At 76.8% G+C, this 14,066-nt stretch carries 13 protein-coding genes; 3 read left to right on the plus strand and 10 right to left on the minus strand.

Translation table 11 applies throughout. The annotated features are described in order from the left end of the window. The first annotated feature begins 92 nt into the window (after positions 1-92). On the plus strand, positions 93-881 hold the full coding sequence (locus IE106_RS18770; RefSeq protein WP_189535508.1) for an ABC transporter permease: 789 nt from the start codon (positions 93-95) through the stop codon (positions 879-881). 196 nt (positions 882-1,077) lie between these two features. Further along, on the plus strand, positions 1,078-1,662 hold the full coding sequence (locus tag IE106_RS18775) for a TMEM165/GDT1 family protein (RefSeq protein WP_189535510.1): 585 nt from the start codon (positions 1,078-1,080) through the stop codon (positions 1,660-1,662). A gap of 109 nt (positions 1,663-1,771) precedes the next feature. On the opposite strand, the gene IE106_RS18780 is transcribed toward IE106_RS18775, so the two are convergent. After that, on the minus strand, positions 1,772-2,446 hold the full coding sequence (locus IE106_RS18780) for an HAD-IA family hydrolase (protein ID WP_189535512.1): 675 nt from the start codon (positions 2,444-2,446) through the stop codon (positions 1,772-1,774). A gap of 250 nt (positions 2,447-2,696) precedes the next feature. Beyond that, positions 2,697-3,794 (minus strand): peptidoglycan-binding domain-containing protein, encoded by a 1,098-nt coding sequence (locus tag IE106_RS18785; protein WP_189535514.1) that lies wholly within the window; start codon positions 3,792-3,794, stop codon positions 2,697-2,699. A 293-nt stretch (positions 3,795-4,087) separates the two neighbouring features. Between IE106_RS18785 and IE106_RS18790 the strand changes: the two genes are divergently transcribed. Then, on the plus strand, positions 4,088-6,136 hold the full coding sequence (locus IE106_RS18790; protein ID WP_189535516.1) for an MDR family MFS transporter: 2,049 nt from the start codon (positions 4,088-4,090) through the stop codon (positions 6,134-6,136). Positions 6,137-6,212: 76 nt separating this feature from the next. Here the strand turns inward: IE106_RS18790 and IE106_RS18795 are convergent, their stop codons facing one another. The 8 genes from IE106_RS18795 to IE106_RS18830 all read right to left on the minus strand — a co-directional run bounded on the left by IE106_RS18795 (position 6,213) and on the right by IE106_RS18830 (position 14,039). Then, positions 6,213-6,680, minus strand: coding sequence for a GNAT family N-acetyltransferase (locus tag IE106_RS18795; protein ID WP_189535905.1), 468 nt, complete (start codon positions 6,678-6,680; stop codon positions 6,213-6,215). 37 nt (positions 6,681-6,717) lie between these two features. After that, positions 6,718-7,404, minus strand: coding sequence for an O-methyltransferase (locus tag IE106_RS18800; protein WP_189535518.1), 687 nt, complete (start codon positions 7,402-7,404; stop codon positions 6,718-6,720). A 124-nt stretch (positions 7,405-7,528) separates the two neighbouring features. Next, positions 7,529-7,936: an aggregation-promoting factor C-terminal-like domain-containing protein gene (locus IE106_RS18805; protein WP_229840582.1), complete on the minus strand. Its 408-nt coding sequence runs from the start codon at positions 7,934-7,936 to the stop codon at positions 7,529-7,531. A 241-nt stretch (positions 7,937-8,177) separates the two neighbouring features. Beyond that, a complete protein-coding gene (locus IE106_RS18810; RefSeq protein WP_229840583.1) occupies positions 8,178-9,113 on the minus strand; it encodes an ECF transporter S component in 936 nt (311 codons plus the stop codon). Beyond that, the gene (locus tag IE106_RS18815; protein WP_189535521.1) at positions 9,110-10,885 is read right to left on the minus strand and encodes an ABC transporter ATP-binding protein; all 1,776 of its coding nucleotides are present in this window, start codon (positions 10,883-10,885) and stop codon (positions 9,110-9,112) included. Before IE106_RS18815 ends, IE106_RS18810 begins: the two co-directional genes overlap by 4 nt. Before the next feature lie 9 nt (positions 10,886-10,894). Continuing rightward, positions 10,895-11,989: a CbiQ family ECF transporter T component gene (locus tag IE106_RS18820; RefSeq protein WP_189535523.1), complete on the minus strand. Its 1,095-nt coding sequence runs from the start codon at positions 11,987-11,989 to the stop codon at positions 10,895-10,897. Continuing rightward, a complete protein-coding gene (locus tag IE106_RS18825) occupies positions 11,986-12,699 on the minus strand; it encodes an SCO2322 family protein (RefSeq protein WP_189535525.1) in 714 nt (237 codons plus the stop codon). The genes IE106_RS18820 and IE106_RS18825 overlap by 4 nt, the downstream gene beginning before the upstream one ends. Then, entirely contained in the window at positions 12,696-14,039 is a 1,344-nt protein-coding gene (locus IE106_RS18830) for an SCO2321 family membrane protein (RefSeq protein ID WP_189535527.1), read from the minus strand. The genes IE106_RS18825 and IE106_RS18830 overlap by 4 nt, the downstream gene beginning before the upstream one ends. Positions 14,040-14,066: the final 27 nt, after the last annotated feature.

Genomic DNA, 14,066 nt, shown 5'->3' on the forward strand with positions numbered 1-14,066 from the left:
TAACAGCCTGACGACATGAACACGTCACATCAAGGTCTGTGTCCAGTTCTTGACACAAGGACAGGTGCCGCCCGGCGCCCTAGGGTTGGCGTGTGCTGCTGCCGGTCGACCTCGCCTTCGGTGCCGTCCTCGCCGTCCTGCTCGCCGCCGCGGCGGCCGTCGTCGCCGCCGCCCGGCTGCGCCCGGCCCGCGAGACCGTCGTCGCGGGGGTGCGCGCGGCGGTGCAGCTCGCGGCCGTCTCGCTGGTGATCGGCTGGGTGGTGCGCGCCGTCCCGCTGCTGCTGCTCTTCCTGCTGATGATGTACGGCGTCGCCGTGCGGACCGCCGGGCGGCGCCTCACGCACAACCGCACCTGGTGGTGGGCCGCCGCCCCGGTGGGCGCCGGGGTCGCCCCGGTCGTCGCGGCACTGCTGCTCACCGGGCTCGTACCGGTCGAGGGCATCGCGCTGATCCCCGTGACGGGCATCCTCATCGGCGGGGCGCTCACCGCCACCGTCCTCGGCGGGCGGCGCGCCCTGGACGAGCTCGCCACCCGTCACGGCGAGGTCGAGGCGGGCCTCGCGCTGGGGCTGCTGCCGCGGGAGGCCAGGCTGGAGGTGGCGCGGCAGGCGGCGGCGGACGCGCTGCTGCCGGGGCTCGACCAGACCAGGACCGTGGGCCTCGTCACCCTGCCGGGCGCGTTCGTCGGGATGCTGCTGGGCGGGGCGTCGCCGCTGCTCGCGGGGGCCGTGCAGCTGTTCGTGCTGGTCGCGCTGATGGCCGTGCAGGCGGTCGCGGTCGCGGTGGTGCTGGAGCTGGTCGCGCGGGGAGTGCTGCACCGGGAGGAGGGGTCCGGCCGGCGTCGCGTACCCTGGAGGGAGCAGAAGGGGAGTAGCTCCTAGCCGGACCGTCGACATACTGCTGGGCCTCGTGCCCGGCCGGCGCCCGGAGGCGGACCTCGTCAGAGACCGCCAGCGAGACCTTCGGCATCAGCAGAATCCATGTATCCATGGCTCTGCCGTGCCGAAGCGACCCCTGGAACGCGTGAGCGAAGGTCCCTCGGCACGGCGGTGGCCCGACCGATTGAGGAACCAGCCCGTGCTCAGCTTCACGATCATGGCGATCACCTTCGGTGTCGTCTTTCTCGCAGAACTCCCCGACAAGACCGCCCTCGCCGGCCTCATGCTGGGCACCCGCTACCGCGCGTCGTACGTCTTCGCGGGCGTCGCCGCCGCCTTCGCGATCCACGTCGCGCTCGCCGTCGCCGCGGGCAGCGTCCTCACGCTGCTGCCGCACCGGCTGGTACAGGCGTTCGTCGGCGTGCTGTTCCTCGCGGGCGCGGCGATGCTGCTGCTGAAGAAGGACGACGACGAGGACGAGGAGATGAAGGCCCCCGCCGACCAGTCGTTCTGGAAGGTCTCCGGGGCGGGCTTCATGCTGATCCTCGTCGCGGAGTTCGGCGACCTCACGCAGATCATGACCGCGAACCTCGCCGCCCGCTACGACGACCCGCTCTCCGTCGGCCTCGGCGCCGTCCTCGCCCTGTGGGCGGTCGCCGGACTGGGCATCGTCGGCGGGCGGACGCTGATGAAGTACGTGCCGCTGCGGCTGATCACGAAGGTGGCGGCGGCCCTGATGCTGGCCCTCGCCGGCTTCAGCCTGTACGAGGCGCTGGTCGGCTGACCGGCCGGCCGGGGCGCCGCGGGAAGGGGCGCCCCGGCCGCCGGGCGCGGAGCCCAGGGAGTGTCTTCAAAGTGGCGTCGCCCGGCAGACGGGACTTCGAAGACACGACTCAGGGCGCGACGCGGAGGCGGACCGCGCCGTCGGCGCCCGCCTCCACCCGCAGGTGCGTCAGGTCCGGCACGTGCACGTCCGGCGCGAACGCCGCCGCCCGCGGGCCCACGCCCACGACGCGCATCCCGGCGGCCCGCCCGGCCGCGATGCCGGCCTCGGAGTCCTCGAACACCACGCAGTCCTCGGGCGCGAAGCCCAGCTCGACCGCGCCCTTCAGGAAGCCCTCCGGGTCCGGCTTGCTGGCGCTCACGCACTCGGCGGTCACCCGCGTGTCCGGCATCCGCAGCCCCGCCGCACCCATCCGGGCCCGCGCCAGCGCCGCGTCGGCGGAGGTCACCAGGGCGTGCGGGAGCGCGGCGATCGCCGCGAGGAAGGCGGGCGCGCCGGGTACCGGGACGACGCCGTCGAGGTCGGCGGTCTCCTCGGCGAGCAGTTCGAGGTTCTCCGCGACGTTCCGCTCCATCGGGCGGTCCGGGAGGAGGAGGGCCATCGTGGCGTACCCCTGGCGGCCGTGCACCACCTTCAGGGCCTCCTGGGGGTCCAGCCCGTGCCGCAGCGCCCACCGCCGCCAGACGCGCTCCACCACCGCGTCGGAGTTCACGAGCGTGCCGTCCATGTCGAGCAGCAGGGCGCGGGCGGTGAGGACGTCGGGGGCGGAAGCGGTGGCCGTCATGGGCACTCCAGAGGCGCGAAGGTGTACGAAGTGGGCCCGCCCGCCGGTCAGGGAATACGGGCGGGACCACTTTGTTTCTGCACGATACAAAACAAAGGGCGTGCAGCGCCACCCGGCCCCCGCGAAGACACCCGGACCGGGGCCGCGAAGACACCCGGACCGGGGCCGCGGAGGCGGACGGACCGGACCCGCGGAGGCGCCCGGAGCAGGGCCCGCGGCGGGCCGTGCGGGACGGGACGGCGGGCGCGGCTCAGTCGTCGTCGCGGGACTCGGCCTCCAGCGTCTCCCTGGTGGCGGGGCCGTAGACGCCGGAGGGGTCGGCGGTGATCCCGCGGTACGCCTGGTACCGGGCGACGGCCCGCTCGACGTTCTTGTCGTAGCGGCCGTGCATCGCGCTGTCGTACAGGCCGACCGCGCGCAGCCGGTGCTGGAGCTCCAGCACCTCCTCGCCCTGGTCGCCGCGGCTCAGGGTGGAGCCGCCCTCCTGAGGCCGTCCGCTGTCCGGCGCGGACGGCTCCCGCTCGCCGGGCCGGGGCCGCACCGAGGCGGTCGCCCGCAGCTCCGGGAGCCTCGACGCGGTCGGGCCCGCGGACGGCGCGGCGCTCGTGGCCTCCGCGGAGGCCGGGGCGCTCGACGCGGACGGCGAGGGGGTCGTCGCCGAGGACGCGGAGGAGGTGGCGGCGGACGGCTCCGACGAGGCGGTCCGCGAGGGCGTCGCGCTCTCCTCCGGCGTCGGGCCCGCCGGGCCGGACGGCCACGGGGGCGCGCTCAGGTTCGGGTCGGGCGCCACCCGGTCGGCCGTATCGTCGGCGTCGAACAGGCCGCTCGCGAACGCGGCCGTGCCGACCACCGCCACGACCGCCGCCACCGCGGCGGCGACCGCCCCGGGGCGCCGCCCGCCCGACGACCGCCGCGCCTCCTCCCGCCGGCGCGAACGGCGCGGCTCCGGGGTGACGTCCACGCCGTCCCCACCCCCCACGCCGTCGTCGCCGTGCACACCACCGGTACCGCCGCCACCGCCCGCGCCGTGCGCATCGTCCGCGCCGGCGAAACCCGCCGCGTACCCCGGGTCCGGCGCCGCGCCCCCGGCCGGCGGGCCCGCCACCGGGTACAGCGGCGCCGTGGACTCCACGTCCGGCTCCGCCCGCCAGGCCCCGTGGGCCGGCGCCGCCTCCGGCGGGAGCGGCACCCCCGCGCTCGCCCCGCCCCCCGCCGGGGCGCCCCAGGCCGGTGCGCGGGGGTCCCGCCCGGCCGGGGCCGCGCCGGTGCCGTACGGGTCGGGGGCGCCCGCGGCCGCGTCGCCCGCCGGCCAGGGGGAGGCGGGGTCGGACGGCTGCGGGAGGTTCACGTACGGGCGTATCCGCAGGGGCTCGAACGCGGCCGGGCCCGGCCCGGTGCCCCCCGCCCCACCGCAGGCGCAGCCGGCGCCCTGCGGCGCCGCGGGCGTGCCGCACTCAGGACAGACCGTTCCGGCCACTGTGGGTCCCTCCCCTAGAGGTACTGCTGTCTGGATCCCGCCCCCGGGAACTGGCAGCGATTATGCAGCCCCGACGTGACCTTCCCAACATCCCCGGCCGCTCTCGGCAGGCCATAACGGGCCGGACCGCCCACGATGGATGGGAAACAGTGAGGGAGGCGCCCATGACGCGGCCAGTCGGCACCCCGGCCACCAGCCCCGCCCCCGGGACGGGGTACGACCGGCGCGGGGTCCTGGTGCCCATCGGAGCGCTGCTGCTGGGCATGCTGCTCGCCGCGCTCGACCAGACCATCGTGTCCACCGCCCTGCCGACGATCGTCAGCGAGCTCGGCGGCATGGACCACCTGTCGTGGGTCGTCACCGCCTACATGCTCGCCTCCACCGCGGCCACGCCCCTGTGGGGCAAGCTCGGCGACCAGTACGGGCGCAAGAAGCTCTTCCAGGCGGCGATCGTCCTCTTCCTCCTCGGCTCCGTGCTGTGCGGCGTCGCGCAGGACATGCCGCAGCTCATCGCCTACCGCGCCGTGCAGGGCCTGGGCGGCGGCGGGCTCATGGTGCTGTCCATGGCGATCGTCGGCGACCTCGTCCCGCCCCGGGACCGCGGCCGCTACCAGGGGGTCTTCGGCGCCGTCTTCGGCACGACCAGCGTCCTCGGGCCGCTCCTCGGCGGCGTCTTCACCGAGCACCTCACCTGGCGCTGGGTGTTCTACGTCAACGTGCCCGTCGGGATCGTCGCCCTCTTCGTCATCGCCGCCGCCCTGCACATCCCGGCCCGCCGCACCCCCCACACCATCGACTACCTCGGCACGTTCCTGATCGCCTCGGTCGCCACCTGCCTGGTGCTCGTCGCCTCCCTCGGCGGCACCACCTGGCCGTGGGCCTCCGCCCGGATCATCGGCCTCGCCGTCCTCGGCGCCGTGCTGCTGGTGGCGTTCGTGTACGTGGAGCGGCGCGCCGCCGAGCCCGTGCTGCCGCTGCGGCTGTTCCGGATCCGCACCTTCACGCTCGTCTCCGTCATCAGCTTCGTCATCGGCTTCGCGATGTTCGGCGCCATGACCTACCTGCCGACGTTCCTCCAGGTCGTCCGGGGCGTCAGCCCCACCATGTCCGGCGTCCACATGCTGCCGATGGTCCTCGGCATGCTGCTCACCTCCACCGCGTCCGGGCAGGTCGTCAGCCGCACCGGCCGGTGGAAGGTCTTCCCCGTGGCCGGCACCGCGCTCACCACCGTGGGCCTGCTGCTCCTGCACCGGCTGGAGAGGGCCGGCCCCACGTGGGAGACGAGCCTGTACTTCTTCGTCTTCGGCGCCGGCCTCGGCCTCGTCATGCAGGTCCTGGTGCTGGTCGCGCAGAACGCCGTCGGCTACGAGGACCTGGGCGTGGCCACCTCCGGCGCCACCTTCTTCCGCTCCATCGGCGCCTCCTTCGGCGTGGCCGTCTTCGGCACGATCTTCACCGGCCGCCTCACCGGGAAGCTGGGCGACGCCCTCGCCGGCCAGGACGTCCCGCCCGGCGTCGACGCGCACGCGGTCGCCGCCGACCCGCGCGCCATCGCCGCACTGCCGCCCGCCCTGCGCCCGGCCGCGCTCGACGCGTACGCCACCTCCATCACGGACGTCTTCCTGTACGCGTCGCCGATCGTCCTGCTGGCCTTCGCCATCGCCTGGCTGCTGCGCGAGGACCGGCTGCGCGGCTCGGTCACCGCGCCCGACCCGAGCGAGACCCTCGCCTCCAACCCCGTCGAGCGCTCCTCGTACGACGAGGTCGCCCGCGCCCTGTCCGTGCTCGGCTCCCGCGAGGGCCGCAAGGCCGTGTACGAGAAGATCACCGCCCGCGCGGGGATGGACCTGCTGCCCGCGTCCAGCTGGCTGCTGCTGCGCATCCGCCGCCACGGGACCGTGGAGCCGGGGCGGCTCGCCGAGGCCGCGTCCGTGCCGATCAGGGCCGTCACGGAGGCGTCCCGGCAGGTGGAGGGGCGGGGGCTGGCCCGCCGCGAGGGACTCCAGCTGATCCTCACCGACGAGGGCCTGGAAGCGGCCACCCGGCTGGCGCGCGCCCGCGAGGAGTCCCTCGCCGAGCTGCTCGGCGACTGGTGGGGGCCGGACCGGCCGACCGACCTCATCCAGCTGGTGGAGGAGCTGACCGCCGAGCTGTGCGGCTCGGACCGGGAGCGCCCGGCGGCCGGGCCGCCGCCCCCGGACCACCGGGTCTAGGACCCGGACCGCCGGGACCGGGCCGGGGCGGGGCCGGCGGCCCGGCCCGCGCGGACCCGGCGGGCCCGCGCGGGGGTCAGCCCAGCTCCTTGCCGTACCAGACCTCCATGTACGGCCCCTCGCAGTACGCCGGTATCTCCCGGTAGCCGTGGCGGGCGTACAGGGCGCGGGCCTCCACCAGGTCCAGGCGCGTGTTCAGCACCATGCGCCGGGCCCCCAGCCCCACGGCGGCCTCCTCCAGGGCGTTCAGCAGCAGCCCCGCGCCGCCCGTGCCGCGGAAGGCGTGGCGGACGAAGACCCGGGTCAGCTCCGCCCGCTCGGCGTCCAGCAGCAGCACCCCGCCGCAGGCCGCCGCCCGCCCGTCGTACCGGCCCACCAGGAACCGCCCGGTCGGCGGCTCCAGGGCCTCCACGCCGTCGCCGGCCAGCCCCTCGTCGACCTCCCGGGGCGTGGCGGGGCGGCGCCAGTAGCGGCTGGCCACGTCGTCGTAGTAGTCGCGGCGCAGCGCGGTCGCGTCCTCGGTGTCGTACCGCTCGGCGCGTATGTCCCAGCCGGCGGCCGCGTTCGGCGTCACCACGGCCTCAGGACACCACCCGGGCGACGAGCATCCCGTCGTGGCCCTTCACGCCGACCGTCTGGAACGCGGTCGCGTCCAGCCGGGGGTCGCGCGCGACCAGGTCGAACATCGCGCGGGTGCCGCGGGTCGCCTCGTCGGCGGCCTCCTCGTCCAGGACCGTGCCGCCGCGCACCACGTTGTCGACGACGATCACGCTGCCCGGACGGGTCAGGCGCAGCGCCCACTCCACGTAGCGCGGGTTGTTCTTCTTGTCCGCGTCGACGAAGACCAGGTCGAAGGGGCCGGCGCCCTCCGCCTCCAGCTTCGGCAGCGTGTCCAGGGCCGCGCCCGTGCGGACCTCCGCCACCGCGCCGAGGCCGGCCCTGGCCAGGTTGAGCCGGGCGACCTCGGCGTGCGCGGGGTCGTACTCCAGCGAGATCAGCCTGCCGTCCGCGGGCAGCGCCCGGGCCAGCCAGATGGAGCTGTACCCGCCGAGCGTGCCGATCTCCAGGATCGTGCGGGCGCCCTGGACGCGGGCCAGCAGGTGCAGCAGTTTGCCCTGGTTGGGGGCCACCGCGATCTGCGGCAGGCCCGCCTCGTCGCTCGCGGCGAGCGCGGCGGTCAGCGCGTCGTCGGCGGGGGCGAGCAGGTCGGTGAGGTACGCGTCGACGGCGCTCCACCGCGCCTGGGGTTCCTGAGCGTTCTGAGTCATGATCGGGAAACTAGCCGACGTCCGCCGCCGGCGGGGGCGGGTTGCCGCACGGGGACGGCGGAGCCCCCGGTGAGCGTGCTCACCGGGGGCTTCCCACCGGGGGAACGGCCGCGGGGGCGGTCGCTCAGTACCAGTGGTTGGTCTGCCAGAACTGCCAGGCGCCGCACGGGCTGCCGTAGCGGTCGTTCATGTAGTCCAGGCCCCACTCGATCTGGGTGGCGGGGTTGGTCTTCCAGTCCGAACCAGCGGACGCCATCTTCGACGCGGGCAGGGCCTGGACCAGGCCGTACGCGCCGGACGAGGCGTTGGTGGCGGTGGGGTTCCAGCCGGACTCGTGCTCGACGATCTTGCTGAAGCACTGGTACTGGCCGGCCGGGACCATCTTCTTGGCGATGGTCTGCGCCGAGTTGGGCGCGGCCGAGGCCGGGGCCGTCACCGCCATCACCGCTCCCGAGGCGCCCAGCAGCACGGTGGCTGCGGCGACGGCGGACTTGTTGCGGGCGGAGAAACGGCCGGAGATGGAGCGGAACACGTAAGGGACCTCACGTCGGGGACAGGGTTGCCGCGGGCATGCCGGAACCAGGCCCGGGGGACGCCCGGGTGGCTCGGGGGCTTGCCGTGAGGCACCTCGGCGGGACCGTGGGGCGGTCACGCTGCCGTCGGTGCCCGGCGACGTCATCCACCAAAGCAGGGCCGGCGGGCCCTGGCAACGCCCCCCGTGTACGAGGCGCGACCGGAGACCGGCTCCGCCGGCGCGGCCCGCCCCGAACGCGTCAGCGCAGGTCGCCGCGGGCGGACCGGCCCTCCCGCGGGGGCTCCGCACCCCCACTAACGGGCGTCGTATGTGACGTGGGTCCTGTGGGGCGCCTCACCCCGGAATGCCCCGGATGAGGCTTTTCGGCGCCTTCGAATGTGACCTGGGCCTCGAACGCCGCCCGTCGTGTCGCACGCCGGAGGGCCTTCAGGACCGTCGATCCGATGGTCAACGTCAGCACCACCGTCAGCGCGGCCCGCCCCAGGTCCCAGCCCATGGAGGTCGCCAGGCAGTACGCCGCGAACCGCACGAGGTTCTCGTGGACCGGCTCACCCGCGTGGAAGGCGATCCCGCTCGACCCCTCCGGCAGCGCCAGCACCCACCCCTGCAGGTTCATCGCCGTCCCGTACGCGAACGCCGCCACCGCCCCGTACGCCGCCAGCACCAGCAGCTCGCCCCGGCCCCGCAGCCCCTCCCGGGCCGGCAGCAGACCGGCGCCCATCGTGAACCACGCCATCGACAGCATCTGGTATGGCATCCACGGCCCGACCCCGCCGGTCAGCAGCGCCGAGGCGAACATCGTCACGGCGCCCAGCACGAACCCGAAGCCCGGCCCCAGCACCCGGCCGCTCAGCACCATCAGGAAGAACATCGGCTCCAGGCCCGCCGTCCCCGCGCCCAGCGGCCGCAGCGCGGCGCCCACCGCCGCCAGCACGCCCAGCATCGCGACGGCCTTCGCGTCCACGCCCGAGTCGGAGATCGTCGCCACGACCACCCCGACGAGCAGCGGCAGCAGCGCCGCGAACAGCCACGGCGCGACCCCCGCGTGCGCCTCCGCCAGGCCGGACGCGCCGTCCGCCAGCAGCGGCCAGCCGAACGCGGCCACCCCGACGGCGCTGACCAGGACCAGCGCGGCGACCGAACGCGGGCCCAGCCGCACCGGACGCGCCGTCACAGCGCCGCCTCCACCTGCGCGACCGTCAGCCACGGCTGCGGTGCCAGTACCTTCGCAACCTGCGGGGCGAACGCCGGGGACGACACGACGACCTCGTGCGTCGGCCCGTCGGCGACGACCTCCCCGTCCGCGAGGACCACCACGCGGTGCGCCAGCTCCGCGGCCAGCTCCACGTCGTGCGTGGCCATCACGATCGCGTGCCCCTCGGCGGCGAGGCGCCGCAGCACCCGCACCAGGCGCGCCTTCGCCGCGTAGTCCAGGCCCCGGGTCGGTTCGTCGAGCAGCAGCAGCCCGGGGCGTCCGGTCAGCACCACGGCCAGGGCCAGGGCCAGGCGCTCGCCCTCCGACAGGTCCCGCGGGTGCGTGTCGTGCGGCACGCCCGGCAGCAGCCGCGCCACCAGCGCGCGGCAGGCGCCCGGCCCGGCGCCGGCGTCCGCGTCGGCCGCCGCGCACTCGGCGGCGACCGTGTCCGCGTACAGCAGGTCGCGCGGCTCCTGCGGGACCAGGCCGACCTCGCGGACCAGCTCCGCGGGCGGGGTGCGGTGCGGGGTGCGGCCCGCCACCAGGACGCGGCCGGAGGTGGGGGCGACCATGCCCACCAGGGCGCCGAGCAGGGTGGACTTGCCGGCCCCGTTGCGGCCCATGAGGGCGACGGCCTCCCCGGGGCGCACGCCGAGGGTGACGCCCCGCAGCGCCTCCACGCGCCCCCGCGTGACGACGAGCCCGTCCACGCGGGCGGCGTCCGGGGCGGTGCCGGCGGCGTCCGGGGCGGTACGGGCGGTGTCCGGGGCGGTGTCCCCGGGTGCCGGACGGCCGCCCCCGGCGCGGCCGAACGGCCACCAGGACCGGCCCGGACCGGTCCGGCGGACCCGCGCCGCCCCGGGCGCGGAGCGGGCGGGCGGCACGGTGCCCGCGGGCACCGGCGGCCCGTCGGCCGCCCCCGGGTCCGGCGTCCGGGACGCCAGGCGCTCGCGCAGCGGCCCCGCCAGCCGGCGGGCCTCGCGGACGGTGAGGGCCGGCGGGTCCCAGCCGGCGAGCCGGGACAGGGCGACCACCGGCGGGTGCACGGGCGACACCCGCATCACCTCCGCCGGAGCCCCCGCCACCGGGGGCGCGCCGGGCTCCCGCAGCAGCACCACCCGGTCCGCGTACTGCACGACCCGCTCCAGCCGGTGCTCGGCCATCAGGACCGTCGTGCCCAGGTCGTGCACGAGGCGCTGCAGGACGGCCAGGACCTCCTCGGCGGCGGCCGGGTCCAGGGCGGACGTCGGCTCGTCCAGCACCAGGACCTTCGGGTGCGGGGTGAGGACCGAGCCGATCGCCACGCGCTGCCGCTGCCCGCCCGACAGGGTCGCGAGGGGGCGGTCCCGCAGGTCGGCCAGGCCCAGCAGGTCCAGGGTCTCCTCGACGCGGCGCCGCATCACCTCGGGCGCCAGGCCCAGCGACTCCATGCCGTACGCCAGCTCGTCCTCGACCACGTCGGTGACGAAGTGCGCGGACGGGTCCTGGCCCACCGTCCCGACCAGGTCGGCCAGTTCCCGCGGCCGGTGCGTGCGGGTGTCGCGCCCGCCGACCGTCACCCGGCCCCGCAGCGTGCCGCCCGTGAAGTGCGGCACCAGCCCCGACACGGCGCCCAGGAGGGTCGACTTGCCGACCCCGGACGGGCCGACCAGCAAGACCAGCTCCCCCTCCGGGACGGTCAGGTCCACGTCCCGCACGGTCGGCGCGGCGGAGCCCTCGTAGGTCACCGTGACGTTCTCGAAGCGGATCACCGGGGCTCCTCAGCGGTCTTTCGGTACGGGCGCGACGAACGCCGGCAGGAGGCCCACCAGCACGGCGAGGGCGGGCGGCAGCGGCAGCCGGGGCGCCTCCAGCGGGGTGACGCCCGGCCGCAGCGCCTCCCCGGCCGGTCCGGCGGACGCCCACACCACCAGGGCGGCCACCGCGATCCCCGACCCGGCGACCAGCCACGTCCGGGGCCCCCAGCGGTCGGGCCGGTAGCGGGTGCGGGGCGTGCGCCGGCCGCCCAGCCACAGTCCGGCCAGCGCCGCCAGGACGCCCCCGGCGAGCAGCGGCACGCCGTACCCGGCGCCCTCCACGGCGAGCAGCCCGTACGTGCCGGCGCACACCCCGAGCAGGCCGCCCAGCGTCAGCGCGGTCGTCGTGTGCCGTACGGCGGGCGGGACGGCGGCGGTGCGCCCGTACCCGCGCGCGTCCATCGACGCGGCCACCGCCACCGACCGCTCCAGCGCCCCCTCGAGGACCGGCAGCCCGATCCCCAGGACCGCCCGCACCCCGCCCGTGGGGCGGCCGCGCAGCCGCCGGGCGGTCCGCAGCCGGGCCACGTCGGCGACCAGGTTCGGCGCGAACGTCATCGCGACGACCACGGCGACCCCGGCCTCGTACAGCGCGCCGGGCAGCGACTTCAGCAGCCGCGCCGGGTCGGCGAGGGCGTTCGCCGCGCCCACGCACACCAGCATCGCCGCCAGCTTCGCCCCGTCGTACAGGGCGAACACCAGCTGCTCCGCGGTCACCCGGCCGCCGATCCGCACGCCCCGCGCCCACTCGGGCAGCGGCACCTCGGGCAGCGTGACGAGCACGTGGGTGCCGGGGAGGGGGGAGCCGAGCAGCGTGGAGAACAGGACCCGGACCACCAGGACGGCCAGGCCCAGCTTGAGGAACGCGCCGTACGAGCGGGCCCAGGGCGCGTCGGTGCGGCGCGCGGCGACCACGTACCCGGCGACGCCGACGACCAGGCCGAGCAGCAGCGGGTTGGTGGTGCGGGACGCGGCGACGGCCAGGCCGAGCGCCCAGAGCCACCAGGCGCCCGCGTGCACGGCGTTGGACCGGTGCGCCTCGGGGGCGCGCAGCCTCATCGGCGTCCGCGCCGGCGGGCTCGTACGAGGGCGGCGGTGCCGAGTGCCAGGACGGCGGCGGCCCCCGCGTACAGGCCCAGCGACGGGTCCTCCCCCCGGCCGGCGGCGGTGCCGCCGGGCCCGGCCGACGGGGTCGGCGCGGTCGGCGGGGCCGGTGACGGCCGGCCGGTCGCCGGGGCGGCCACCTGCTCGCCGCAGCCCCGCTCCGGGTAGCCGGCGATGGCGCACAGCAGCGCCTGGCCGTCGTACCGCAGGGGCGCGGCCACGGCGGCGAGGGCCTCCGCGCCGGTCGCGTCGGGCCGCACGCGCGCGCAGGCGGTGCGGGGCGCGGGCGGGGTCCCGCCGGCCGGGGCGTCGGCGGCGGTGCCGAAGTCGAGGACGAGCGCGACCCGCTTGGTGCCCTCCTCGGCCCGGGTGCCCGCGCAGACGGCGGCGAAGTCGGCGGCCCGGCGCGGCCGGTCGGCGTCCCGGCTGCCGGCGCTGACCGCGAACCGGTAGCCGTGGACGGCGCCGTCGGCGGGCCGGACGGTGGCCGGGCCCTGCGTGGCGTACGCCCACGTGCCGCCCCGGCCGCCCTCCCAGAACGACCAGTACCGGTAGCCCGCCGCGTGCGCGGTGCCGGGCGCGGCCGGCACGGCGAGGAGCGCGGCCAGGCACGCGGCGGCCGCGGACGCCCCGAACCGCCGGTACGGGCGCGTGGCGGCGGTCACGGCCGCCGCTTCCCTCGGCCGCTGAGCAGGAAGCCGACGCCGATGCCGGCGACGAGGAAGACCGCGACGAGCAGCCAGACCGGGAAGCCGGACTCCTCCTGCTCCTCCCCGGCCTCCTCCTGCTTCCCCTGGTCGCGGTCCTCGGGCGTCGACGCCGGCTCGGGGCCGGTCGCGTTGAGCTGCCGGACCAGGTCGGCGCCGCCGAAGTCGCGCGGGTCGGCTCCGGCCGTGTGCGCGGCGAGGATCAGCTGGGCGTACGCGGCGGGGCCGCCTTCCTTCGCCCACGCGGCGGAGTTCCCCTCCAGCCACGCGATGCCGGTGTCCGCCGCGTCGCGGTGCCCGGCGGCGGCGAGGGCGAGGACGGCGTCGGCGGTGTTGCCCACGTCGGGCCGGTCGGCCGGGGCGGTCGTGCCGGGCATCGGCGGCAGGGTGAGGTGGCCGGTCTTCGCGAGGGCGGCCGCCAGGTACGCGGCGCCGTTGCGGGCGGCCCGCTCGACGGTCGGCTTCGCGGCGTCCTCGCAGGTGGGCTTCTGGTTCGGGGTGACGCCGCGGACCAGCAGGTGCTTGCCGAGCCCGGCGAGGGCGGCGGCCGCGGTGGCGTCGCCGTTGGGGCGCAGGGTGCCGTCCTTCTCCGGCTGGTAGGCGAAGGCGCCGCCGCCCTGCTTGGCGGAGCAGGGCAGCGCGAACGTGAGCAGCGCGTCGTACGGGGTCTTGCCCCCGGTGGAGCGGACCCGGCCGGGCTCCTCGCCGGTCCCGGCGAGGGCGCCGATGACGAGGGAGGTGGAGTTGGCGTCGCTGGGGGAGCCGGGGTTGTAGCCCCAGCCGCCGTCCGCGTTCTGGGCCGTGCGCAGCCACGCCAGGGCGGACTCGCGGGCCCCGGTGGCCTTCTCCTCGTGGCTGTCGACGCCCTTGAGCGCGTGCAGGGCGACGGCGGTGGCGTTGGTGTCGAGGGGCAGGTCGGCCGGGCAGGGCCGGGTCGTGTCGGCGCGGAAGGACGGGAAGCCGCCGTTCGCGCACTGCTGGCCGAGGAGCCACGCCACGGCCTGTCCGGCGGGCTCGACCCCGGTCGACTGCTGGGCGAGGAACGCCAGCGACTGCCGCCACACCCCGTCGTAGGCGGGGTCCTTGGTGCCGTACAGACCGGCCGGGAGGGCCGGGGCGGCGGGGGCCGACGGGACGGCGGGCGACGAAGCGGCGGGGACCGACGGGGCGGCCGGGGCCGACGGTACGGCCGGGGCCGACGGGGCGGCGAGCGCGGCGGGGGCGACCGCCCCGGCGCCGGCCGCGAGCAGCACGGCGGTGGCGGCGAGCGCCGTGGCGCCGCGGCGGACGGTGGTCATGGCGGGGTGCCTCTCCTCCGGGGCCGG

This window comes from Streptomyces roseolilacinus, from assembly GCF_014649335.1.
Taxonomy (GTDB): domain Bacteria; phylum Actinomycetota; class Actinomycetes; order Streptomycetales; family Streptomycetaceae; genus Streptomyces; species Streptomyces roseolilacinus.

What these genes read in the sequence shown, in the direction of transcription:
- IE106_RS18780 (WP_189535512.1), bottom strand. Translation starts at nt 2,446, where the DNA reads ATGACGGCCACCGCTTCCGCCCCCGACGTCCTCACCGCCCGCGCCCTG.
- IE106_RS18790 (WP_189535516.1), top strand. Translation starts at nt 4,088, where the DNA reads ATGACGCGGCCAGTCGGCACCCCGGCCACCAGCCCCGCCCCCGGGACG.
- IE106_RS18800 (WP_189535518.1), bottom strand. Translation starts at nt 7,404, where the DNA reads ATGACTCAGAACGCTCAGGAACCCCAGGCGCGGTGGAGCGCCGTCGAC.
- IE106_RS18820 (WP_189535523.1), bottom strand. Translation starts at nt 11,989, where the DNA reads ATGAGGCTGCGCGCCCCCGAGGCGCACCGGTCCAACGCCGTGCACGCG.
- IE106_RS18830 (WP_189535527.1), bottom strand. Translation starts at nt 14,039, where the DNA reads ATGACCACCGTCCGCCGCGGCGCCACGGCGCTCGCCGCCACCGCCGTG.